Origin of the sequence: Vibrio gazogenes, assembly GCF_002196515.1 — a bacterium.
Lineage (GTDB): Bacteria > Pseudomonadota > Gammaproteobacteria > Enterobacterales > Vibrionaceae > Vibrio > Vibrio gazogenes_A.
The window spans coordinates 239,969-262,253 of sequence record NZ_CP018835.1 but is presented as its reverse complement, the minus strand read 5'-3'; the positions used below and the strand labels follow the sequence as shown (position 1 = coordinate 262,253).

Here is a 22,285-nt window from a genome sequence, read left to right as displayed (position 1 = left end):
TAGTCATCAGGTAAGTAATCATGAAGGTTTATTATGCCGGGTGCATTTGCCCACATCACGGCGGTCAATCAGGCATTCATGCAGGGAGATGTTCGGTATACTTTGCCCAGCCAAATGCAGCGTATTTTACTGGTGAATCAACGCTATGTTGAAATGGGTGCGGTTTCTCCGGATTTTCCTTATCTGAAAATTACCGATTCGCTTCAGGCAGCATGGGCTGATCGAATGCATTATCAATATGTCGGGGATTTGGTGCGCGGTATGATTGCGCATGTGCGTCGTCTGTACGGAGAGCAGCAGGACCGAGCATTTGCCTGGCTGAGTGGGTTTCTCGCCCATGTGATCACGGATGTCACGATTCACCCGGTGATTGAGATCAAAGTCGGGGACTACGATCAGAATCGACAGCAGCATCGGGAATGTGAGATGCATCAGGATGCGTTTATCTGGCAACGGATGGGGTTGGGTGATATCGGGTATGTCGAACGTTTATCGCGTCATTTGTTGCACTGTGCTGCAATACAGTCGCCGAATCAGATTGATCATGTGATTGAGATGATCTGGCGAGAGTCGTTGCTGGATACATACGGGCAACGGCTCGGGACACCGGATATTCATGGTTGGTATGTCGCTTTTATTCGTGTCATGGCCTTGGTGGAAGACCAATATCGGTTATTTCCGTTTTCCCGTCATGTTGCGGCTTTTCTCGGCTTGGTCTATCCACAGATTTCAGCCATTGATCAGCAGTACATTACCCATCTGGAGACGCCTTATGGTGATTGGCACTATGATCAGGTGTTTGATTTTACGGTCGCGAACGTTGTTCACTATCAGCGGCTGCTTGGCCGGAGCGTTTATGATCATGCGACAACAGACTGGCTTAAGAACTGGAATCTGGACACAGGACGATGTGAGCAGGGGAATCTAACACTTTGGTCGCAAGAATGGGCGGAGCGGCAAAAGCTACAATCGACAGCAGCACCTACAACGAGCTTTGGTAAATCGGGATTGAGCGCGCTTGTGGCCGATCACACAACGCGCGCTACTCAGCGTTAAACCTTGAACGGTATTCAGGCTTCTGCGGGCGCAGACTTCATCATGCCGTGGCGGAAGAATAACGCGGTTTCTTCAATAACGACTTTTCGTAACATCAGCAAGCCAATCAAGTTCGGGATGGCCATCAAACCATTGACGATATCGGCAATAATCCAGATTAAATCCAAGTGCAAAAATGAACCGGAAGCAATCAACGCGATGAAGATCAGTTTATAGGGCAGAATGCCTTTGGTGCCGAACAAGAAGACGACACAGCGTTCACCGTAATAGTTCCAGCCCAGAATCGTGGTAAATGCAAAGAAGATTAAACCAATCGATACGAGTAGTGGACCAACCGTGGCTGAATCAAGACCGACTGCAAATGCATGAGTGGTCATGGCGGCACCGGACAAATCTCCCTGCCATGTATTGGTGAGGATTAACGCCAGCCCGGTCATGGTACAGATCAGAATCGTATCGAAGAATGTCCCCGTCATCGAGATCAACCCTTGCCGTACGCAAGAATCGGTTTTTGCGGCTGCGGCGGCCATCGGTGCGCTACCGAGGCCGGACTCATTGGAGAATACCCCGCGAGCAACACCGGCCTGAATCGCTAACATAATGGTTGCACCGGCAAAACCACCGGTTGCAGCTGTTGATGTGAAAGCGGATTGAATCACTAGCAGGACCGCCGGAACAAACTGATCTGCTTGCATGATTAAGATCGACAGACAGGCCAGAATATAAAATAGGGCCATGGTCGGTACCACTTTACTGGCAACTTTCGAAATTGACTGAATACCGCCAATGGTAACGATGGCAACAAGCAGCGTCAGGATACCGGCCGCGAGTTCTCGGGATACCCCGAATGAGAGTTGTGATGCATCGACAATGGCGTTGACTTGCGGGAATGTGCCGATCCCAAAGAATGCAACACCAATCGCAAACACAGCAAAGGCAGTCGCCAATAGTTTTGAGCCGACACCGTACTGTAGAAAATACATTGGCCCGCCAACCATTTGGCCTTTTGCATCGGTTTTACGATATTTGACGGCCAGCAAGCACTCTGCGTATTTGGTGGCCATGCCAAACAAGGCCGCAAACCACATCCAGAACAGCGCACCGGGGCCGCCGAGCTTGATAGCTGTTGCGACACCGACAATGTTGCCGGTTCCGATCGTTGCGGATAGGGCGGTACATAATGCCGCGAAGCTGGAAACATCACCGGTTTTCCCTTGAGGGGAGCGACCAAACACGAGTTTTAACGCGGTGGGTAGATGACGGAATTGCAGGAGTCCGAGACTGAACGTGAAATAGATACCGGTTCCGACCAATAAGCAGAGTAATGGTGGTCCCCAAATAAAACTATCGATAGCACTGAATATGGATTGCAGGTTTTGCATGATTTCCCCTTAAAATAAGTACACATAAGGAGAAGAGGAAAGGTTTATTATAAAGTGATCATCCTGACATTACGGACGACGCGTTGAATTAATTTCAAAAAATGGGCCTTTCACTCCTCTGTCCTTTTGCCTGAGAGTTTCATCCCGGATGGGACTTGCTCCTTCGGCGACCGATTCAACGGTTCTCTCCAGAGGTTCCTCCAACTACAGTCCTCGTATCCCAAAAAATGAAGCGTTCTTCAAAATTGAAAGCTCTTCAACATTAAGCGTGATACACCTGAAAGATTTACTTCTTCGGTGGGAAATGTTAGTCCTAATGTTAAAATTAGGTTAACAACCTCTCTCCTGTAGTCTTCACTGGAACAATCATCTAGTTTGATGATTTACGAGCTGATGTTAATCCAAAAAAATTGTGATGTCACCTACAGAATTTACGTAAATCTATAAAAAATGATGACTTGATGTATTATCGACTTTCCTCTGACCTTAAATAAAAGAATCATGATATAAACCCTAGATGAGTAAGGCGGAATAATTATGGTTAGACTCATTGCAATTATTGTTTTGATTGCGCTTGCATATGTTTTGGTTCGATACGACACTCGTGAGAACATACAGAAGGGCATCATCATCGTTCTTTGTAGCGCTTTTGCAATTTACCTGATTGCCGTTGTTGTAAGTGAATTAATACGTTAAGCAGATGGAGTTATTGTGAATAAACAATCTGACAATTTGGATGATGGAGATGAAGACGTTGTTGTTATTGAACAAAGAGACAAACGAACTTATCTCTACATTGGTATCGCTGCCGCCATCGGTATTGCCGCAGGCGGGCTGATCGGTGCCTTGTTGTCGGGGCAACGTTGGCAGCAGAGTTATCAGGCACTGGAGGCTCGTTATCATCAGCTTGAACAGGCCAACCAGAAAACACTGGTAGATTCAGACCAACAAACTCATTTAAAAATTCAGCAATTGAGTAAAGCGTTTGATCAGAAGCTGGCCGAGCAGAAAAGTACCTACCAGCAACAGTTAGATGTGTTGAATGGAAAAATAGACCAATTGACACAGGAAAAAACAGCGCTGACGAAGCAGTTGTCGAAGGAGAAATCCAAGATCACGCAAGTCAACAAAGTGAATAACCGACTCAATCATCAGGCCGATCTTCAAGCAACGATGTTTGAGCGGTCGCGAGAATTGTTCCAGAAGGAACTCAAAGTAAAACAGTCCCTAGAGTCACTGGAACAAGAGCGGGATACACTCCAGCAGAAAAAGAAAGAATTAAAGAAAGAGTGTGACCTTTATTTACAAGGAACCTCTTGGGATGCCCATTCAGATGCTTGTGATCAACAAGATGCTGCCAATGAACGTTTGGGTAAAGTCAATCAACTGATTAAAGTCAATCAGATGGATTTGAAAGAAATTCAGGCACTGGCAGAAGATCTGGGGATTGAGTAATCACAATTGATGAACCGGAACATTGGTGGCCGGTTCATCGCAGGATCTTCTGTTGGACCACCTCGCTGATACGTGCTCGATCAAGCAATTCCCGCTATTCCTCTGTCACCAGTTATTCCTCTCTCAGAAAAGTCGATGGTTAAGATTGCGTCGGTAAGTCATGGTTTAAGAATCGTTCCGGAAAGTCACTGAAAATCGCATCGACGTCAGACAGACGGCGAAAGTGTGGGTTGTTGACCGTATAACACCAAATCTCAACTGACTTTTCGCGCAGTTTTTTAATCTGTCTCTTGGTCAGCCAGCGTGCATTGAGGTGACAACTGAAGGCTGATACTTCATCAATCAGTCGCATGACTTTCATATTTGCTCTTTCCGCTAAAACACCGAGACGGAAATCAGCAAGCTGCTGACTCATTTCACGCATGACATCATGGTGAAAACTGGATAATAAAATTGAATCGGGGGAGATGTTACTCGTTTCAAGCTCTTTTTTGAGTGAAGCAATTACTGGCCCGACAGCATCATGATCGAGTTTCACTTCGAGATTGACCCGGATATCAGTGGCTTTGACAACTCTGAGCAATTCTTGCAAGGTCATGATCGACTCTCCGGCAAAGCTAGGCGCAAACCAACTGCCGAAATCGAACTGTTGCAGCTCATCGAGTGTCAATTCATCAATGCGCCCCTGACCGTTACTGCACCGATTAATCTTATAGTCATGACAAACAACCAGCGCCTGATCTTTGGTGGGTTGAATGTCCACTTCGATCCATTCGAGGCCGAGGTCAATCGCGGCCATGATGCTGGCCATGGTATTTTCCGGATAACTTCCGGCGACACCGCGGTGTCCGACGATTCGGGGTTGCATTGTATACTCCTGACAAAAATGTGCCCCAAATAATAGACTGAAGTGGCTGTAAACGACAGCACCGCGTCTGAATATCTGGAGAAAGTTGTCCGATCCGCGCGTGGTGTGGCGGCTGTATCATTTCATGCCAATCGGACAATAGAATTGATTTATCTATTGATAATGAGATTTTTTCTCATTAAGATGAAGACAATTTGACGCAACCAACTTTATTCTTATGAATCGTTTTAGATCCAGTGCATTCGTTTTGGCTGCATTAACAGCATTTCCAATACTTGCAGCACCAGTCGACCAGGCTCAATCCATTCAGAAAAAGACCAATCAAGCCTCCGTCCGTAGCCAGAAGGTGATTGATAAAAGTGCCTCGGCATCCATTGAACTCAAAGCATCAATTGAAAGACTGAGAGAAGAGGTCAATAACTTAGAGGTGTATCGTCATCACCTGAAGACATTGATCGATAGTCAGAACCAAGAGATGGACAGTCTGGCGCAGCAAATCAGCAATATCAAAGAAACCCGGCAGGGGATTGTCCCTTTGATGTACCACATGATCGATGGACTCAAACAAATCATTGCACAAGATAAACCGATCAAGCTTACGCAACGCCGGGAGCGCGTCGAGAAACTGACAGCATTGATGGGGAGAGCCGATGTGAGCGAGGCGGAAAAGTATCGTCGTATTTTAGAGGCCTATCAAATCGAAATGGATTACGGGAATAAGATCGCGACTTATCAGGATGAGATTACCACATCAGACGATGTGACTCGTGAAGTTGATATTCTCTATATCGGTCGTTTAAGCCTGATCGCAAGAAGTTTAAATCATCAGGCGTACTGGATGTGGGACATGCAATCTCATCAGTGGATCAATGGTGATACCGCGCAGTTAACGCGCATCAACCAAGCATTTGATTTAGCCAATCAACATATCGCACCGACTTTGCTGGATGTGCCGGTTTCTCTTGCTGTAACGGAGGCGAAATAAGATGACATTAAAAGTATGCCTCAGCCTTTGCTTATTGAGTTTAACGACGTCTGTTATGGCTGATAACAGCCAGACATCTTTGGTTCATCAAGCCCAAAGTGCACAACAGCAGGAACGCCAACATAACCGGGTGCGGGAGAAGTCGTTTCAAGAAACTGAGCAAACGTTGCGAGCAGAAGCGAAACGCTTACAAAAAGCCAAAGCTGATCTGCAAAAAGAGATTGATTCACTGACGTCTCAATTCAGTCACAATGAAAGCGCGTTGGCGAAACAGGAAGAGAAACTCCGGCTTGAAACTGGCTCGTTGGGCGAAATATTCGGTGTGGTACGACAAAACGCCAAGACCCTCAAATCAGATTTATCTCATTCGATCACGCAAATTGATCGACAGACTTACACACCGGTTGTCGATGAGATTGTTGCCGCGAAATCACTTCCGTCACTCAAACAGCTCAATGGCTTGTGGCAGAGTATGAATGAACAAATTCGTGCGAGTGGTGAAGTCACACAAGTGAAGGTGCCTTATGTCAATGAATCGGGGATCAAAAGCTCCGAGGCGGCAGCCCGCCTTGGCTCATTTGGTCTGATTGCTAGCCAAGGGTACATGAATTGGGATGACAATAAACAGGTCGCGTTCCCTTATCTCAAGCAACCTGATGACGGTCCGACACTGAACAGCATTGGGCCATTACTGGCCGGTCAGACACAGTCACTGGTTGTTGACCCGTCAAAAGGAACTTTACTGGCTCAGTTGGCAAATGTACCAACCTTACTTGATCGGTTAAAAGCGGGCGGTGTTGTCGGAAATATTATTCTGGGTCTGCTTGCCATTGGTCTTGTCATCGCGATTTTGCGCGGTATTTCTCTGGCGATAATCAAGCAAAAAATCAAAGCGCAGCTTAAAGCGCCTCAGCAACCGGGCGACAATCCGTTAGGCCGGGTGCTGAGTGTGTATGACAAAGAGAAACATCGTAGCGTTGAAGCATTGGAACTCCGTTTACTGGAAGTTGTTGTTGATGAGCAAAGCCATCTCGAAAAAGGGTTGTCCATGCTCAAACTGCTTGCTGCGTTAGCGCCGATGCTTGGGTTACTCGGGACGGTGACTGGTATGATCGAAACATTTCAGGTCATTACTCAGTTCGGGAATGGGGATCCGAAAGTCATGGCTGGCGGCATATCCATGGCGCTGATCACCACGGTTCTGGGATTGGTTGCAGCAATGCCCATGTTACTGGCGCACAACATCCTTTCTTCTCAGGCCGAAAGTATTCGTACCATCCTTGAAAAACAGGGGATTGGTTTAGTTGCCGCACAAGCAGAGAACGATCAAGTCTCAAAAGATGATTTGGAGCATGCTGCGTGATGGATAGTTTCTTCATGCCGTTTGAGCAACTGTTGCTACCGCTGGACCATTTTATGTCCCAAGGGGGGACGGTGCTCTGGTGGCTGGCAGCCGTTGTCTGTTTGAACTGGTTACTGGTGATTGAGCGCTTGATTTATCTGTTTTTCCTGTTTCCCAAACAGAAGCAGCACTGGATTCAAGAATGGATTGAGCGTGATGACCAGACATCATGGTATGCCCGCTCAATCCGTGAAGGTTGGTTGGGGCAGGCCCACGACGCGCTCTATCAAAACCTGAATTTTATCAAAGTATTGGTGAGTATTTGTCCGATGTTGGGATTGCTCGGGACGGTGACGGGCATGATTTCCGTTTTTGATGTGATGGCGAATCAAGGCAGTAGTAATCCGAAACTGATGGCTTCGGGGATTTCTCTGGCAACACTACCAACCATGGCGGGTATGGTTGCCGCGCTTGTGGGGATGTTCATCTATGCCCGATTGTATAAAAAATGTCAGTGGCTTGAAATGAAGCTCGAAAAATCACTGAGGAGTCGTTTATGAGACTGGGAAGACGCTCAGTAAAGCAGGATGAAGCGCAGGTCGATTTGACCTCGATGCTGGATATCGTATTTATCATGCTGATCTTTTTTATCGTGACGAGCTCTTTTGTGCGCGAGTCTGGTGTCGAAGTTAACCGGCCGCAGGCTGCGCATGCGGTGAGCCAGAAACAGGCTGGTGTTTTTGTGGCGATAACGGCTGCGAATGATATTTATATTGATAAGCGACGCGTTGATGTTGAAAGGGTGCAGGCAACATTGGAACAAATGTTACTGGATAAACCCGATGCATCCTTGGTGATTCAAGCCGATAAACATGCTTACAACGGGACGGTCGTTCAAGTGATGGATGCCGCTAAAAGTGCCGGTGTTAAACAAATCGCGCTGGCAGCGGAGAAGCGGTAATGATGCGCTGGTTATTTGCTCTGCCGGTCGCCATTGTTTTCTCTGTCGCTCTGTTTAGCTTTATGGCTTGGATGGTGGATAACGGCTCGCACCAGAAACCTGAAGAACAACGTGCTTTGCAGTTCAATATGGTGATGACTGAACCGGATGATGCGGTGCAACGGCGTCAGAGAACGGTGCCGGAAAAGCCGAAACCGCCTGAAGCGCCGCAGATGACTTCGGCTGCTCAGCAACAGTCGGTCGCCGATCATGTTCCGACGATGGCGTCCGTCCCTGATTTGGGATTACCTACCGGTTTGGAAGGGGTTGCTATTCAGGCGCCGGCGTTTGATATCAATGCGATCGGCGGTAGTCGGCAAGCGATTCCTCTCTATCAGATCAAACCTGATTATCCGCCCCGGGCGAAGCGAAGAGAAATCGAAGGCTCGGTAACATTACAGTTTGATATTGATGAAAGCGGGCGGGCGGTCAATGTACAAGTAATAGAGAGTCAGCCGAAACGGATTTTTGATCGGTCAGCCAGGCGAGCGATCAAACAGTGGAAGTTTCAGCCTCGAATTGTGAACGGCAAGGCTGAGAAGCAGGTAGGGATGACTCAGATCATCAAGTTTGAGATGGATAAATGAAGATGAAATATATTTTTATCGGTTTGTTATGGTTATATGCCAGTACTGTCTCTGCGGTGGAACTGAGTCGTCATGTCGCCGCTCAAGTGGTTCAAGCTCAAAAACAGGCTGAACAGCAGCAGTTGGAACAGGCAATTCAGACATTACGAGCGGTCACTGCGGCGAAGCCACAGGATCAGGCTTATGTTGCTTTAATCTTAGCCAATTACTACTGGCAAAATGAACAGAGCCAGCAGGCAATTGAACAGGCTCGTTACGCGGTCACATCTAATCAGCTCAAAGATAATCTGGCATGGACCGCTAAGCGAATGCTGGCAGATCTGCTCGCGAATGACCATCAGTATCAAGAGGCCGTTACCTATTATCGACAACTGGCAGAATCGGCCCCCCCGAAAAAAGACGTGTCTCAACTCTGGCTTCGAATCGGACAAATTTATTATCAGCTATCTCAGTGGAAAAAATCACTGGCGGCAATCTCCCGATACGAACAATTTCGACTGCCGGATGCGGTGACGCCACTCTCGGTGAAACTAGGTGCGCAAATCCAGCTTACTCGCTATCGGGCAGCCATTCCAACCATTAAACGATTGTTGACACTTGAACCGGATCAACGCAACTTGTGGCTACAGTTAGTGAATATGGAAATCAAAACGAAACAGTTCCGTTCGGCGCTTGCTTCGTTAGAACTCGCGCGATTGAAAGGGGTGGCACTTTCAGAGCAAAACCTGAAATTGCTCGCGAATCTATATGCACAAAACGGTATTCCGGAAAGAGCTGCCCGAGTCATGGCCGGGTTGGCGAAGCAATCGGCACCGGCACTCGAAGAAATAACCCAAACGGCTTACTACTGGCAGCAGGCAAAAGAGTGGGATAAAGCGATTGAAAACTGGCAGCTCGCTGCACAACACGATAAAAAATATTATCGCTACGTCGCACGCTTACAGCTCCAGCAAGGTCGTTATCAGCATGCGCTCGATGCGTTAGCTTTATTACAAGGACATGATAAACCGGCCGATATTGCACTGTTACGGACGCAAGCACTCTACAAGCTGAACCAATTTGAACAGGCGCTCAGTCAAGCGAAGAAGGCTGATAGTCTTCAACCGTCCCGAGAAGCGAAAAGCTGGATTAAGTATCTGACTCAGTTGCATGCATATCGACAAAACAGAGAATCTTAGCGGTACGTTGCGAGTCATCGCACACGATTGATGAACCATCATGTTCCTGATGAATGAGAAACTGAATTCTCTCTCGAATTAAAACCAGTTATGTGATGACGCCTTTCACGTACACCGTCATGTTATCGACAGTTCAACCGATAACAGGATATTGCCACCGTGAAAATAAAAATGACGCTTCTCTCGCTCTTGATGCTGTCACAGGCAGCAGATGCCGGACGGCATGATGAATCATCTCCCGAGCAAGTCATGCTGGCCAACACTTACATTCCCGGCCGTTATGAACTTAAATTCAATCATTACCGAGCCAGTGAGAAACTGGATGGTATTCGCGGAGTCTGGGATGGCAAGCAGTTACGGACTCGAAATGGTACACCAATTCATGCACCGCAGTGGTTCTTACGCCAGTTGCCACCGTTTCCGGTAGAGGGAGAACTCTGGGCCGGAAGAGGGCAGTTTCACTTGGTTCAGCAGACTATTTTGGATCAGCAACCTGATCCGAACAGCTGGCAACAGATGTCATTTATGCTGTTCGATATTCCCTTCGGTGTTGGCCCTTATCATCAGCGCTATCATAAAATTGCTTCATGGTTACGCCATCAGTCCGACGTATCCCACATTCATTTGATTGAGCAAGTTGCTCTGACATCTCAAAAGGCGCTGGACAAATTGATGCAGCGGATTACCCAAGCGAATGGTGAAGGGATTATGTTGCGGGACTGGAATGCTGTTTATCATTCGGGCCGGAGTGACACCTTGCTTAAGATAAAACCTTATCGCGACGATGAAGCGCAGGTGATTGGTTACAAAAACGGCAAAGGGAAGTATCAAAATCAAGTCGGGGCGCTGTTGGTCAGGAGTCGTCAGGGCGTCGAGTTTTATGTTGGGAGTGGTTTAACCGATCAGCAGAGAGCATCACCTCCGACTATCGGGAGCTGGATTACTTATCGTTATGACCGGATGACCGCGAAAGGAAAGCCTCGATTTGCCCGGTTTCTTCGGGAGCGCTTGCCCTGAATCATGTATCGCGATGCGGTTTATGGCTAAGTGCAGATATGGTTGAGTGTCAAAATGGAAAGCAGAAGTTCAGGTCCGTTAGACTCAAAAACCACGGGGGATACATTGCTGCATCCCCCGTGGTTGGAAATCATCCGGTGATGAGATGATTCAATTATGACGAAGCCACATTCAGTTTAGGAACCGTATGCTGTTTGAAGATCCATCCGAGTCGAGCGCCCAGCATCAATGCTGCTGAAGAGAGGCCGATGATGAATCCGACCCAGAATCCGGCTACACCCATTGGTTCTACAATCCAGTTGGTAAAGGCCAGAATACAACCGAAAGGTAGTCCGAATAGCCAATAAGCAATAAAAGTAATGTAGAAAAGGGACTTCATATCTTTATAGCCGCGCAAGGCACCGGCAGAGACAACTTGAATTGAATCGGTGCATTGATAAATCGCGGCAATAAACAGCAGGTGAGCGGCCAATGCAATGACTTCAAGATTATCTGTATACATCCAAGCCAGTTGTTCACGGAACAGAACCGTTAATGTCGCGGTGATCACTGCTGTACTAAGACCTAAGGCGATGCCGACTTTTGAGGCGATGATCGAGCCATCAAAGTCATCTTCACCTAGCTTATGACCCACACGGATACTGACTGCGGCACCGATACTCATCGGGAGCATAAATACCATCGATGAAAAGTTGACTGCGATTTGGTGTGCCGCGACAACGGTCGCTCCTAATTTAGCAACCAGAAGGGCAACCACGGCGAAAAGTGACACTTCAAAGAAAATAGCAGCAGAAACAGGCAGCCCCAGAGAGAAAATCCGCATCTGCTCTTTCTTATTGATACGAGAAAGTGACTTGAAAGGAGAGAACGGGGCGAGCCGTTTGGCCGTGACAATATAGAAACATAACATCGAGAACATCGTCCAATAGACGATTGCTGTTGCGATTCCGCAGCCAACACCGCCCAATGCCGGTGCACCGAACTTACCGTAGACGAAGATCCAGTTCAATGGAATGTTGATCAGTAAGCCGAGAAAACCAATCACCATGGCCGGTTTGGTCATCGACATCCCGTCAGTCAGGTTTCTCAGTGCCTGAAAGAGCAAGAAGGCTGGCGCACCAAACATCATGGCATACATGTAATGGCGGGTTTTTTCTGCCAGAGGGAGATCGATATCCATCCAAGTCATAATTTGGTTGGTCTGGAAGAGGATCAGAATGACCGGAATTGTCAGCAAAAGCGCCGCATAGATGCCTTGCTGAATTTCGTAAGGAATACTGCTTTGTTTACCAGCACCATTCAACTGGGCAATGACAGGCACCAAGGCCATCAGAATCCCCATACCGAAAAGAATGGTTGGCATCCAGATACTACCAGCGACAGCAACAGCAGCCATATCGACAGCGCTGGCGCCACCGGCCATCACAGTGTCAACAAACCCCATTCCTGTCTGCGCCACTGAGGCGATTAAAACGGGAACGGCAAGGTTAAATAATTTTTTTGTTTCTGCTTTATAGAGATGCACAAAATTACCCAATGAGACAAAAAATAAAACGAGTTAAATTCACTGCTATTCATATATACCCCATGTTCAGACAGAGATCGTATTCAATCCCTGACGTGTCATTTGGGTATATTACTGCAGCCCGATAGCCTGAGCCCTGCTGGAGATAACATGGATAAACCGAAGTTATCTCATCTTGCATATCCCTGCCTGACGATATTCAATGAAACTATTATATTTGCGTCATATGAATGTCGTCTGAATATATTCTATCACTGTCATACTCAGGAGGCAGCAAGAATGTTTACAGGAATCGTTCAAAGTTCAGTAAAAGAGCTTCGGGAAGAACGAAAAAAAGATCTTTGATATTCATATGGTTGCGCTTGATGCCCTGTATGACTGAAGCGAAGAGCTGCGCCCCTCGCTTATGATACAGATAGTTATGAGTGGTCCGACTTGGAGAGTGCTTTTTGAGCGGCTTGACCGATAGAGTCAACATCGGTGTTGTTTGAGGATAAGAACTGCTCGAACAATGGCATGAGCGCCCCCATTTTCTCATCAATGGCATCACGAACTGTGTCGACAATCACTTGCGTACCACGCTCGATTTCCACATTAATATTTGCACCGCTCTGTTTGTCTTCAAAAGTGGTCATTCTTCGGGTTTCCGGGATCAACCAAACATCAAACCAACCTTCATTTTTATTCACATCCGAAACAGTCAGGCTTGCACCATTTAAGGCAATATACCCTTTGGGGAAAATGTACTTACCCCATTCACGCGGTGCTGAAATACGGACACGATAGTTGTCGTCGATTTGTTGCACGTCAAGCACTGATGTTTTGAAATCAATGTGTCCCGAGAGAGGATGTCCACCAATCTCAGCACCATCTTTTGCAGCGCGTTCGACATTGACTCTTTGGTTCTGCCCGTATTCACTCAGTGTCGTAATTTCTAAGCTTTTGAGCATGACGTCAAACTTCACTGTGGTACTTGTAACTATCTCCGTCACTGTTAAGCAAACACCATCCACAGCAACACTCGCCCCAACTTCCAGGTTGGTACAAAAACCAGGTTCAAACTCAATATTAAATGTTCTTATACCCTTGTGGTCACTGATTGATGAGATAAGACCGACAGACTGAATGATACCTGTGAACATCGTTGTTTCTCCTGTTATACCCATGTGACAATGTCGTCGGTATTCTGAACCAGTTGTCGCTTAATTCCTAGGGGCTGTTGACGGTTGTCTCGCTATGATTCTTCTAAAATATAGCGAATCGACTGTTGGGCATCATCGAGATAATGACCGCCGAAGCAGTTACAGTGATTGAGGATGTGATAGAGATTATAAATATGCTTGCGTTCCTGATATGCCAGTTCTAACGGAAAAATACTTTCATAACCCTGATAGAATTCAGGCTCGAATCCACCGAATAGTTCTGTCATGGCAATATCGCATTCTCGATCCCCCCAATAGCTGGCAGGATCAAAACAGAAAGGGGCCAGTCCGTTGTCCGCCACATTTCCATGCCATAAATCACCATGGAGTAATGAAGGTTTGGGTTGATGGGCTCCAAGTCGCTGAGCAACTATTTCGACGAACTTATCAATATCAACAAATACGATGCCTTTTTCATACAGCAGTTGTAACTGCCAGCCGATGCGCTGTTCGGCAAAAAAACGGTGCCACTTTTTGCTCCATGAATTGGGCTGGATGGTGACACCAATATAGTTATCTTGATCAAAACCATACTCTTTTTGTTCTTGCCATTGATGGAGACGCGCTAGCTGTTCACCGAAAAGGTAGCTGCGCTCACCGCTTTCCAACGGTTTTAAATGAATATAATCCAGCACCAGAAAAGCATGTGTTTTAGAACTGCCGACCAATCGTACTTTGGGAATATTCACACAATGACTACGCCCAAGAGCCTTGAGGTTATCTTGTTCGCAAATTAATTGTGAGAGTCCTTCTTTCTCCGTGACTTTAACAAAATACTTATCTTGTCCGTCATTGATGACATAGCAGGCATTGATATCACCGCCATGAATTTTTTGTCTCTCGTGAAGTTGAAACTCTTTGCCTAATGTAAGTGATAGTTGTTCTATGATACCTTGCCACATAACGATTACCTCGCAACGACGCCTTCGTAAGTCTAGGAGAGAGTTAGTTATTTTTCCTATTCTTTATAATTAATAGTGACTTGGGTAGGGTTCATCCTCTGAATAGTGTGATTTAATGCATGTTCTGCTGTTCCGATTTCAACATTCTGTTCTTGAAATTGGCTACAGATTATCTATAGACTGTGCTAAACGTTCAAAAACAATAATTTTCTGAACAGCACTACTGTAAAAATTGCGTTCTATAATTAGAATAGAAGTAATTGCTGGCTTAGATATGAATCATCGTGGAGTACAAAAGTGGTTGTAGAAACCGAAGGCTATTTGGCATTGATCGAGCATCTCTCATTAAATCTCGACGTGTTCATGCACGAAGGTGATATCGGTCAGGAGAGTGTTGAAGACGTTGTGACGGATTTAGTCGCAAGTAATATTATGGATATTTTCGAACAGAATCCTGATCTTCACTCAAGTGTCCGTTTTCAACTTCTGAAAGAAGCGGATCTGGTTGCTGAAGATTTGGAAGAAGTGTTGGCTGGATGCTGGAAGAAAAAGGCAACCAATGAGCAGATCAGTTTTCTGGATGAGTTTATCTCATTGATGAAGAACCTGTTTGACACGGCTGTTGCAAAATATGACTGAGTATGAAGAATAATTCGCTATCATGTTAGCGTTTAGTTATATTATTATCACTGTCATAAATTTGTCATATCACTGTTACACAACTGAAATTTTTTATTCTTAGCATCAACTCAGGTATTCACCAGATGACCAACTCAGATGCTAAATATTTTCAAATTTTTTTCCTCATCTTCCCTTATCAGAATTATCAGCGCTTGTTTCGTCGCTTTTATTCTGTTTGTTGTATTACTTTCTTATCAAGGACTCCGCGGGCTCCATTCTGTCGCCGGACAATTTGATCACTTGTCTAACCGGGCGTTTCCATTGGCAATTACCAATGCTCAGCTTGTGCAAGCGATTCTAGAAAATACCAAGCTGATGAGTGCTGGTATTCGTACAACACAACAAGCTCAACTGACTCAAATTCGCGCAGGCATTGATCAAAAAATTAATGCGACGCAAAACCTGTTAGGGCAGCTCAAGCAAGCGGTGGATGAATCAGTTCAGAACAACAGCCTCACCAAAGAACAGGTTGATACGATTATTCGTAATGTAGACACCTTTGTCTCTCTCAGCCGCTCATTAATGTCGATACAAGCTGATAAGTTAAAAGAGCAGGTGCCATTAAAAGATGCCGCAGATACTTTTCGTTATGGTGTGAGCTCTATCGGACCAGAAATGAATCGAATTGCCAACATGCTGGCTTTTGAAAATCCTGAAGCAATGGATGCTGCTAATCGGTTTGTTGCGAATGCCGCAAAAATGGAAAGTCTGTTTTTGATGCTGATGATGGAGAAAGATGAAGCCGTTGCGCAAAAACTTTATAAGACATTGAGAACCAGAGAGTCGGCCGTCTCACTGGCTTTCGATGATTTTCGGGAAATGTATCCAGACGTATCTGAATTTGCCAGTCTGACCGCGCCTTACGAACTCATGGAGAAAGGCTTTGCTGACCACGGTGTTATCAAGCAGGTGCTGGCACAAATCGATCTGATCCACAAACAGGATGAGCAACTTAACCAAGCGATCGATATTGCAACCGAAACGATTCAAAAACTGGATGAGATTTCACAGGGGGCCAGTCAGCAGATCAAGAATAATCAGTCTCTGGTGAAAGAGACGCTTAGTCTGACAACCTCGGCTCAGATATGGTTCATGGTGATTGCGATTATTGTTTTGGTCATGATTTGGTTTCTTTTACGTCGCTGGGTGCTACATAGCTTGCGCCATATTCTGACCGAATTGCATTCGCTCGCCCAAAAAGACTTCTCGGATAACCTGATTGAATCAGGCCCGTCAGAACTAAGAAGCGTTGCCCGAAATCTGAATGAAGTGGTTGACGCGATCCGTCTGTCACTCAATCAAGTGACGGAAACATCTTCATCACTTTATCAGGCTTCAGAAATCAGTCATCAAGCATCAGAAAGTAGTCAGCGACGTTTGACGCGCCAGAATGAAGCGCTGGCAGGTATGAGCACAACCATGACAGAAATCGAAGCATCGATTAGCGAAATCGCATCAATTACCGGTGAAACCCATCAAGAAAGCCAATTATCCGTTGCTCATGCCCAGAAAGGGCTCGATGTGCTGCTTCAGAATCAGGATGCGCTGAAATCTCTTAATGCACGACTGGACAGTAGTGATGATGCAATGAATGAACTCGTGGAACGGGTTGATCAGATTCAGGGCATGGTTAATTTGATCAGCGGGATTGCTGAGAATACCAACCTGTTGGCGTTAAATGCGGCGATTGAGGCTGCCAGAGCGGGTGAGCAGGGCAGAGGCTTTGCTGTGGTCGCAGATGAAGTGAGAAAGTTAGCCAGCGGTACATCGGAACAGACCACGAACATTCGTCAACTGATGTCAGAGTTGGTTGCATCAGCGAATCGTTCTCGTCAGGCTGTAAATGATTCGCGTCGACAAATGTCACTGGCATTAGAATCGGGAGAAGACGTTAAATCATCGTTCAACTCGATTGAATCATCGGTGCAAGGCATTTGTGCGCGGGTTGAACAGATCTCTGTCGCTGCAGAGCAGCAAGAAAAAGCTACGGCAGAGGTAAACTATTCCATCGCTTTAATTGCTGAACAAGGGCAACAGACAGCATTAAGCCTACAGGAAGTAGTTGGTAGTGCCGGGCAGGTCTCCGACATTGCAAATCAGCAACAGACGATGTTGTCCCAATATCAGTTGTCACAACATCAACGATCAGCGACGGCCGCTGCATCTGCTTAAATGCCATTCGCATCAATCCTCATCTCATTGCGGTGCTGATCATCATTAGCACCGCTTCACTTCTGAATGTATCAGTGTTTGAATTGGGTATATCATCTGAATTTAGGTATATTGTCTGCATCGGATACGGACCAAGCCGTACGATTGTGATGTGCGGCAGTGCCCGAAACAATCACCCAATGATAAATCACCGTTATGGAGGAGGCGTGCCATGTATTATGGCTTTGACGTTGGTGGAACGAAAATTGAGTTTGGTGCATTCGATACAACATTGACCCGAGTTGCAACCGAACGCTTGCCAACCCCGCTGAAGCATTACGACCAGTTTATCAAAGTGATTGCCGAACAGGTTGAAAAATATGATGAAATTTTGGGCTGTGTTGGTCAAGTCGGGGTGGGACTCCCCGGCATAGAGCGTGTAGATGATGGTTCGTTGATGACGGCCAACATTCCGAGTATCAATGATCGTCATTTACGTCACGATTTGGAAAAACGACTGCAACGTCCCGTTCGCATAGAAAATGATGCAAATTGTTTTATCTTATCTGAAGCATGGGATGACTCACTGCGGGACAGTCCTTCAGTCATGGGGCTGATTTTAGGCACTGGCTTTGGTGGAGGAATTGTCTATCGTGGGGAAGTTTTTTCCGGCAGAAATCATGTCGCAGGAGAAGTCGGCCATATGCGAATACCAATTGATGCATGGTTTTGGTTAGGCGACAATCCGCCTCTGTTTCAGTGTGGATGTGGTCAGCAAGGTTGTCTGGAAAGCTATATTTCTGGTCGCGGTTTTGAGGGCCTGTATCAACACAAATATGGCCAATCTAAACCTGCCGTTGAGATCATTGAGAATTTTTACGCAGGTGATAAGACAGCAAGTGACTTTATTGATTTTTTCATCGAACTGCTGGCGATATGTCTCGGAAATATTTTTACGGCATATGATCCGCATACCGTTGTGCTCGGTGGTGGATTATCAAATTTTGAACGGCTCTATCAGGCGCTGCCGCAGCGAGTCTCCCGTTATTTGTTACCTATCGCACAATGTCCGGAGATCAGAAGAGCAAAATATGGCGCAACCGGTGGTGTCCGAGGTGCGGCATTTTTGAATCTTCAGCCTTGAAATGATGATGTGTCTCTTGTTCTAAGATGAATGAGCAGTCTGATTCGTTCGGGCTGCAATGTTGTTCACTGTCATGCTGTTCATTGTATTGATGCCGGAAGAATGTGTGATTGAAAGTCTTGTACATACTGCATCACAAACTCAGCAATCTGGGCCGTATCATTCAAATCCAGACAAGGTAGGGGACAGGTGATCATGCGATCTGTTGCGACGGCAATAATATCCGGATCATCAGGATAGAGCCACGGTTTGTTAATTTCGTGACGGTGTAACTCTATTTTAGGAAAGCGCTGTTCCTTACACCCTTCAACCAGAATGATATCCAGATTCTCTGAATCAAATTGTTGTAGCAAATGATAGAAATCAGGAGATGTCGGTATCTCGGAAAATTCAGTGGTCAGAATGGCTCGCGCCGGTGTCGAAAGTAATGTCTGAAATGCCCCGGCTTTGCGCAGCCGAAAACTGTCTTTTCCCGGTTTATCTTGTTCGATGACGTGATGTGAATGTTTATAAACCCCCACGCGAATGCCATGTGCGATCAAGACCGGAATTAGCGATTCAAGTAGCGTTGTTTTTCCGGTTCCGGAAAAAGCCGCGAAGCCGAGTACAGCAATATTGGGCAGTTTGTCTGAAAGACTCGTCATGTTAATGATGTCCCTTAGAAAGTGGTTGTGAGGTCAGGCTTTTTAAACCATCGGCTGATCTTGTGGGTTGCACAGCTGTTCCGGGGTATTCACATTCATAAACATCGACTGAATATCGTGACAATCAACAGGACAAGCACCGAGCTGGTCAAAAAAGCGCATCACTTTTCGTTCGCCTTGAGCCAGAAAGTGTTCAAGCTGACTGAGCACAGAACGGTGAGCAAGGGCATAAACCGGTTGATATTTGTGACCGTCATGAGCGACATAAACCTTCCCACCCCGTTTACTTGCCTGACAAAAGCGTTCAACTAAATCATGGCTGACATGTGGGCCATCACAAGGAAGAATGCCAACCCATTCCGTTTTTGCATGTTTTAAAGCGCTGTGTAGCCCGGCCAGTGGTCCGGGATAATCCGGATAAAGATCTTCAATAACAGGCGCGTATTGCCGATAAGCCGCTTGATTGCGGTTGGCACAGATCCAAAGAGAGGAGACCTGCGGTTGTAGTGCGTCAATCACCCGCTGGATTAATGGCTGCCCTTGATAAATTAACAGCCCTTTATCATGACCACCCATCCGCGAAGATTGTCCTCCGGCAAGAATCACCCAAGTGATTTGATGTTCTTCGAGCATATTATATTTACTTCATACCGAGACAAGCGTTCACTTTATCTCAATCACGATTTATCTCAACTACAATATCAATACTTGTCTGGTGGTAGACACGAAAGTCTCTGGTTCGATGACTTTTGAAATAAGATCACGAAACGATTGAAGAAATAACATGGATTTGATGAATCGTTTCATGAAAAGGTGACAATAGTTTCAAGGTGGGCGACAATATTCCGTATGTTATTCTGAATAATCGATTCCGTTGCCTGAAAATACCAGAGCATCTAGCCGAGAATCATACTTGTGAAATTACTAACCGAACGACAATTTCTGACTTTTTCTGTACTGGTGATTAGCCCTCAGCCAGAAGTTTTAGTGCAGTTTGTCCGTGCATTATCGGGGTTGGTTTCCGGATTAGATACGATGAGTAACCCGCAGGGTGATAGCCAACTGTTGGCACTTTATGACCTGATTATTCTGGACGTCAATGCGTGCCAACCTCATGAAGTTGCTCAAATTTCATCATGTTTTGAAGGTGAAATCCTGCTGCTGTTAAATGAAAATGATCTTAAATCAGACCTTGTTCAGGGACGTTATTATCTTTTGCCCCCGTTAAACGCACACCAGATTCAGCAAGCCGTTAAGTGTGCCTTACAACGGTTGATTGAAACGCAAAAATATACCGTGCTGACACAAACATTAGAGCAGTATCATCAGAACGTGATTGTTGGTCATTCGGACAGAACAACATCTCTCAAGCAACAGATCATGCAGTATGCGCCGTCAAAAGCACCTGTTCTGATTGAGGGGGAGACCGGGACAGGTAAAGAATTGGCAGCGCGAGCCATTCATGAGTCGAGTGGGCGAGTCGGACCTTTTGTCATGGTCAACTGTGCAGATATCCACTCCGATTCAGTGGCAACAGAGCGACTGTTCCATCATGGCGGATCATTACGTCTTGCCAATCATGGCACGCTATTTTTGGATGGTATTGAAAATATCCCAGCTGATTTTCAACATATTCTGGTTCAGTTACTCGAAGGGCGAACCGTTCAGTCGCAAGGGGGGAATTCTTCGTATTTAATTGATGTTCGTTTAATATCCGCAACGACGAAAGGGATGCTCAATATTGTCAGAGAAAATGGATTTTGCAGAGAGTTATATGAACGCTTATCGGTATTAAAAATGAATATTTCACCACTGCGTGATAGGTTGAGTGATTTAAGAGAACTATTCCCTTATTTAACCCAACGTCTTTGTGGGAAATTATCACTTCCTATACCGACATGGTTAAACGAGTACGATTTTTATCAAGGTGAATATAACTGGCCGGGGAATGTAAGAGAAGTTATTAATCTGATTGAAAGATGCCTGATCATAAATAAATCACCTAATGATTACTGGCATGAATATATGATACAGCCATCACAATATACATCAAAAGTGATGGTTAGCATCTCTCATCACAGTGAAATGCCTGAATTTCCTTTCTCAAGAGCACTAACACCAACACCGATGCGGGGTTATCCGAGTGATTGGAGTTTACAGGAAATCGAAAAATCCCATATACAGAAAGTCGTTGATTTTTATGATGGTAATAAGTCAGCAGCAGCACGTCAACTCGGTATCTCACGCAAGACACTGGAGCGAAAATATAAAGAATGGCAATCCGAGTCTGATTGAGATCACTAAAACGTGTCATGTGACCTTATTTACAGTAAAAACTCCTACTAATACTTCATTCTTCTCTAAAAAATGAGACATTTGCTTATTTATTGATAGGCTATTCTATTCTGATATTCGGATCTTAAATCTTATTTTTATTGCTATCGCAATAATTTTTACAAAAATTTTGTGACAAATAAAAAGTGAGACGGAATCGAATTTCAGAGCCTGTTAATAAAAAATAAGAGCGATTAAAATGTCATATTTAAAAAAACCTACAAAGTCAGAAATTACATGGCTAATTGAATGTCAGTTTATTGAACACCATATTACTGCCGGTGCATGGGTCACAATACAAAAGCAGTTAGTTGGATTTGAACTGATTCCTGATCTCGATTCGGAAAATCTTGGCACATTACGACTGCATCGTCGTGAAAAAAAAGACTACCGAAAAAACTTAAAATCCAAAGAGCCAAAGCTTTATGCGGTATTAAACACAACCCCCCAAAAAGAGATTCGAATGCTGACTGCATCTCCCCAAATGGCCCGACGATTGATGGATCAAGAATATTTGGTCCTCTCAAATCGAATGCCGAGTGAAGTTCGGTCATGGATAGCATCTTATCTTGATAAGCGCTAGCGCTGATATCGATAATTGTTTCACTTAACTGGGTGCCCAATATTGATGCATTTAGTCAATATTGGTGCACTCTCATGTCGCAGGGGAAAAGCTTATCAGGCTCGGCTGGAGAAAATATCTCTTATTATTCAATTTGTTAATATTAATTTTTTGCCATGTCTCGCTAGTTTATGATTTGGCATAAATTCTGCTTAGTTCGCTGCAAACTATTATTCTCCCCAAAATGGGGATTTTTCATTTTTATGAGCA

General features: G+C 45.5%; 21 protein-coding genes and 1 riboswitch. Of the genes, 14 read left to right on the top strand and 7 right to left on the bottom strand.

What is annotated here, in order from left to right:
- The first annotated feature begins 33 nt into the window (after positions 1 to 33).
- Positions 34 to 1,056, top strand: coding sequence for a zinc dependent phospholipase C family protein (locus BSQ33_RS01205; protein ID WP_088133003.1), 1,023 nt, complete (start codon positions 34 to 36; stop codon positions 1,054 to 1,056).
- A 14-nt stretch (positions 1,057 to 1,070) separates the two neighbouring features.
- Here BSQ33_RS01205 and BSQ33_RS01200 read toward each other — a convergent pair whose 3' ends face one another.
- On the bottom strand, positions 1,071 to 2,438 hold the full coding sequence (locus BSQ33_RS01200; protein WP_021020265.1) for an alanine/glycine:cation symporter family protein: 1,368 nt from the start codon (positions 2,436 to 2,438) through the stop codon (positions 1,071 to 1,073).
- A gap of 108 nt (positions 2,439 to 2,546) precedes the next feature.
- Positions 2,547 to 2,640, bottom strand: a riboswitch (glycine riboswitch).
- Between the two features lie 509 nt (positions 2,641 to 3,149).
- On the opposite strand from BSQ33_RS01200, the gene BSQ33_RS01190 reads away from it, so the two are divergent.
- Positions 3,150 to 3,893, top strand: coding sequence for a hypothetical protein (locus tag BSQ33_RS01190; protein ID WP_021020267.1), 744 nt, complete (start codon positions 3,150 to 3,152; stop codon positions 3,891 to 3,893).
- A gap of 139 nt (positions 3,894 to 4,032) precedes the next feature.
- Here the strand turns inward: BSQ33_RS01190 and BSQ33_RS01185 are convergent, their stop codons facing one another.
- Entirely contained in the window at positions 4,033 to 4,761 is a 729-nt protein-coding gene (locus BSQ33_RS01185; protein WP_021020268.1) for a glycerophosphodiester phosphodiesterase family protein, read from the bottom strand.
- Between the two features lie 217 nt (positions 4,762 to 4,978).
- Between BSQ33_RS01185 and BSQ33_RS01180 the strand changes: the two genes are divergently transcribed.
- The 7 genes from BSQ33_RS01180 to BSQ33_RS01150 all read left to right on the top strand — a co-directional run bounded on the left by BSQ33_RS01180 (position 4,979) and on the right by BSQ33_RS01150 (position 10,870).
- Entirely contained in the window at positions 4,979 to 5,746 is a 768-nt protein-coding gene (locus BSQ33_RS01180; RefSeq protein ID WP_088133001.1) for a DUF3450 domain-containing protein, read from the top strand.
- A 1-nt stretch (position 5,747) separates the two neighbouring features.
- The gene (locus BSQ33_RS01175; protein WP_088132999.1) at positions 5,748 to 7,109 is read left to right on the top strand and encodes a MotA/TolQ/ExbB proton channel family protein; all 1,362 of its coding nucleotides are present in this window, start codon (positions 5,748 to 5,750) and stop codon (positions 7,107 to 7,109) included.
- On the top strand, positions 7,109 to 7,648 hold the full coding sequence (locus BSQ33_RS01170) for a MotA/TolQ/ExbB proton channel family protein (protein WP_021020271.1): 540 nt from the start codon (positions 7,109 to 7,111) through the stop codon (positions 7,646 to 7,648). Before BSQ33_RS01175 ends, BSQ33_RS01170 begins: the two co-directional genes overlap by 1 nt.
- Positions 7,645 to 8,049 (top strand): ExbD/TolR family protein, encoded by a 405-nt coding sequence (locus tag BSQ33_RS01165; RefSeq protein WP_021020272.1) that lies wholly within the window; start codon positions 7,645 to 7,647, stop codon positions 8,047 to 8,049. The genes BSQ33_RS01170 and BSQ33_RS01165 overlap by 4 nt, the downstream gene beginning before the upstream one ends.
- On the top strand, positions 8,049 to 8,675 hold the full coding sequence (locus tag BSQ33_RS01160) for an energy transducer TonB (protein WP_021020273.1): 627 nt from the start codon (positions 8,049 to 8,051) through the stop codon (positions 8,673 to 8,675). Before BSQ33_RS01165 ends, BSQ33_RS01160 begins: the two co-directional genes overlap by 1 nt.
- A 2-nt stretch (positions 8,676 to 8,677) precedes the next feature.
- On the top strand, positions 8,678 to 9,853 hold the full coding sequence (locus BSQ33_RS01155) for a tetratricopeptide repeat protein (RefSeq protein ID WP_198298128.1): 1,176 nt from the start codon (positions 8,678 to 8,680) through the stop codon (positions 9,851 to 9,853).
- Between the two features lie 159 nt (positions 9,854 to 10,012).
- A complete protein-coding gene (locus BSQ33_RS01150) occupies positions 10,013 to 10,870 on the top strand; it encodes a DNA ligase (RefSeq protein WP_232471937.1) in 858 nt (285 codons plus the stop codon).
- Positions 10,871 to 11,024: 154 nt separating this feature from the next.
- On the opposite strand, the gene BSQ33_RS01145 is transcribed toward BSQ33_RS01150, so the two are convergent.
- From BSQ33_RS01145 to BSQ33_RS01135, 3 genes are all read right to left on the bottom strand, one after another.
- On the bottom strand, positions 11,025 to 12,395 hold the full coding sequence (locus BSQ33_RS01145) for an MATE family efflux transporter (protein ID WP_027694184.1): 1,371 nt from the start codon (positions 12,393 to 12,395) through the stop codon (positions 11,025 to 11,027).
- A 419-nt stretch (positions 12,396 to 12,814) separates the two neighbouring features.
- On the bottom strand, positions 12,815 to 13,537 hold the full coding sequence (locus BSQ33_RS01140; protein WP_088132993.1) for a riboflavin synthase subunit alpha: 723 nt from the start codon (positions 13,535 to 13,537) through the stop codon (positions 12,815 to 12,817).
- Between the two features lie 92 nt (positions 13,538 to 13,629).
- On the bottom strand, positions 13,630 to 14,499 hold the full coding sequence (locus tag BSQ33_RS01135) for a fructosamine kinase family protein (protein ID WP_021020278.1): 870 nt from the start codon (positions 14,497 to 14,499) through the stop codon (positions 13,630 to 13,632).
- A 297-nt stretch (positions 14,500 to 14,796) separates the two neighbouring features.
- Between BSQ33_RS01135 and BSQ33_RS01130 the strand changes: the two genes are divergently transcribed.
- From BSQ33_RS01130 to nagK, 3 genes are all read left to right on the top strand, one after another.
- A complete protein-coding gene (locus BSQ33_RS01130) occupies positions 14,797 to 15,138 on the top strand; it encodes a DUF3802 family protein (RefSeq protein WP_021020279.1) in 342 nt (113 codons plus the stop codon).
- A gap of 138 nt (positions 15,139 to 15,276) precedes the next feature.
- Positions 15,277 to 17,352 carry a methyl-accepting chemotaxis protein gene (locus BSQ33_RS01125; RefSeq protein WP_021020280.1) on the top strand — a complete coding sequence of 692 codons (2,076 nt, stop codon included), beginning with the start codon at positions 15,277 to 15,279 and terminating at the stop codon, positions 17,350 to 17,352.
- Positions 17,353 to 17,563: 211 nt separating this feature from the next.
- Entirely contained in the window at positions 17,564 to 18,475 is a 912-nt protein-coding gene (gene nagK / locus BSQ33_RS01120) for an N-acetylglucosamine kinase (RefSeq protein WP_088132991.1), read from the top strand.
- 80 nt (positions 18,476 to 18,555) lie between these two features.
- Here nagK and mobB read toward each other — a convergent pair whose 3' ends face one another.
- Entirely contained in the window at positions 18,556 to 19,119 is a 564-nt protein-coding gene (gene mobB, locus BSQ33_RS01115; RefSeq protein WP_088132989.1) for a molybdopterin-guanine dinucleotide biosynthesis protein B, read from the bottom strand.
- Between the two features lie 42 nt (positions 19,120 to 19,161).
- A complete protein-coding gene (mobA, locus tag BSQ33_RS01110) occupies positions 19,162 to 19,752 on the bottom strand; it encodes a molybdenum cofactor guanylyltransferase MobA (RefSeq protein ID WP_021020283.1) in 591 nt (196 codons plus the stop codon).
- 282 nt (positions 19,753 to 20,034) lie between these two features.
- Here mobA and BSQ33_RS01105 point away from each other — a divergent pair, with 282 nt between their 5' ends.
- Both BSQ33_RS01105 and BSQ33_RS01100 read left to right on the top strand, forming a co-directional pair.
- Complete coding sequence (locus tag BSQ33_RS01105; RefSeq protein ID WP_021020284.1) at positions 20,035 to 21,414, top strand: sigma-54-dependent transcriptional regulator; 1,380 nt, start codon at positions 20,035 to 20,037, stop codon at positions 21,412 to 21,414.
- A gap of 238 nt (positions 21,415 to 21,652) precedes the next feature.
- Positions 21,653 to 22,036 carry a DUF3305 domain-containing protein gene (locus tag BSQ33_RS01100; protein WP_021020285.1) on the top strand — a complete coding sequence of 128 codons (384 nt, stop codon included), beginning with the start codon at positions 21,653 to 21,655 and terminating at the stop codon, positions 22,034 to 22,036.
- Positions 22,037 to 22,285: the final 249 nt, after the last annotated feature.

Bases quoted from the DNA above. Each gene is read 5' to 3' on its own strand.
- BSQ33_RS01205 (WP_088133003.1), top strand. From the start codon at position 34: ATGCCGGGTGCATTTGCCCACATCACGGCGGTCAATCAGGCATTCATG.
- BSQ33_RS01200 (WP_021020265.1), bottom strand. From the start codon at position 2,438: ATGCAAAACCTGCAATCCATATTCAGTGCTATCGATAGTTTTATTTGG.
- BSQ33_RS01185 (WP_021020268.1), bottom strand. From the start codon at position 4,761: ATGCAACCCCGAATCGTCGGACACCGCGGTGTCGCCGGAAGTTATCCG.
- BSQ33_RS01180 (WP_088133001.1), top strand. From the start codon at position 4,979: ATGAATCGTTTTAGATCCAGTGCATTCGTTTTGGCTGCATTAACAGCA.
- BSQ33_RS01175 (WP_088132999.1), top strand. From the start codon at position 5,748: ATGACATTAAAAGTATGCCTCAGCCTTTGCTTATTGAGTTTAACGACG.
- BSQ33_RS01170 (WP_021020271.1), top strand. From the start codon at position 7,109: ATGGATAGTTTCTTCATGCCGTTTGAGCAACTGTTGCTACCGCTGGAC.
- BSQ33_RS01165 (WP_021020272.1), top strand. From the start codon at position 7,645: ATGAGACTGGGAAGACGCTCAGTAAAGCAGGATGAAGCGCAGGTCGAT.
- BSQ33_RS01160 (WP_021020273.1), top strand. From the start codon at position 8,049: ATGATGCGCTGGTTATTTGCTCTGCCGGTCGCCATTGTTTTCTCTGTC.
- BSQ33_RS01155 (WP_198298128.1), top strand. From the start codon at position 8,678: ATGAAATATATTTTTATCGGTTTGTTATGGTTATATGCCAGTACTGTC.
- BSQ33_RS01140 (WP_088132993.1), bottom strand. From the start codon at position 13,537: ATGTTCACAGGTATCATTCAGTCTGTCGGTCTTATCTCATCAATCAGT.
- BSQ33_RS01135 (WP_021020278.1), bottom strand. From the start codon at position 14,499: ATGTGGCAAGGTATCATAGAACAACTATCACTTACATTAGGCAAAGAG.
- BSQ33_RS01125 (WP_021020280.1), top strand. From the start codon at position 15,277: ATGCTAAATATTTTCAAATTTTTTTCCTCATCTTCCCTTATCAGAATT.
- nagK (WP_088132991.1), top strand. From the start codon at position 17,564: ATGTATTATGGCTTTGACGTTGGTGGAACGAAAATTGAGTTTGGTGCA.
- mobB (WP_088132989.1), bottom strand. From the start codon at position 19,119: ATGACGAGTCTTTCAGACAAACTGCCCAATATTGCTGTACTCGGCTTC.
- mobA (WP_021020283.1), bottom strand. From the start codon at position 19,752: ATGCTCGAAGAACATCAAATCACTTGGGTGATTCTTGCCGGAGGACAA.
- BSQ33_RS01100 (WP_021020285.1), top strand. From the start codon at position 21,653: ATGTCATATTTAAAAAAACCTACAAAGTCAGAAATTACATGGCTAATT.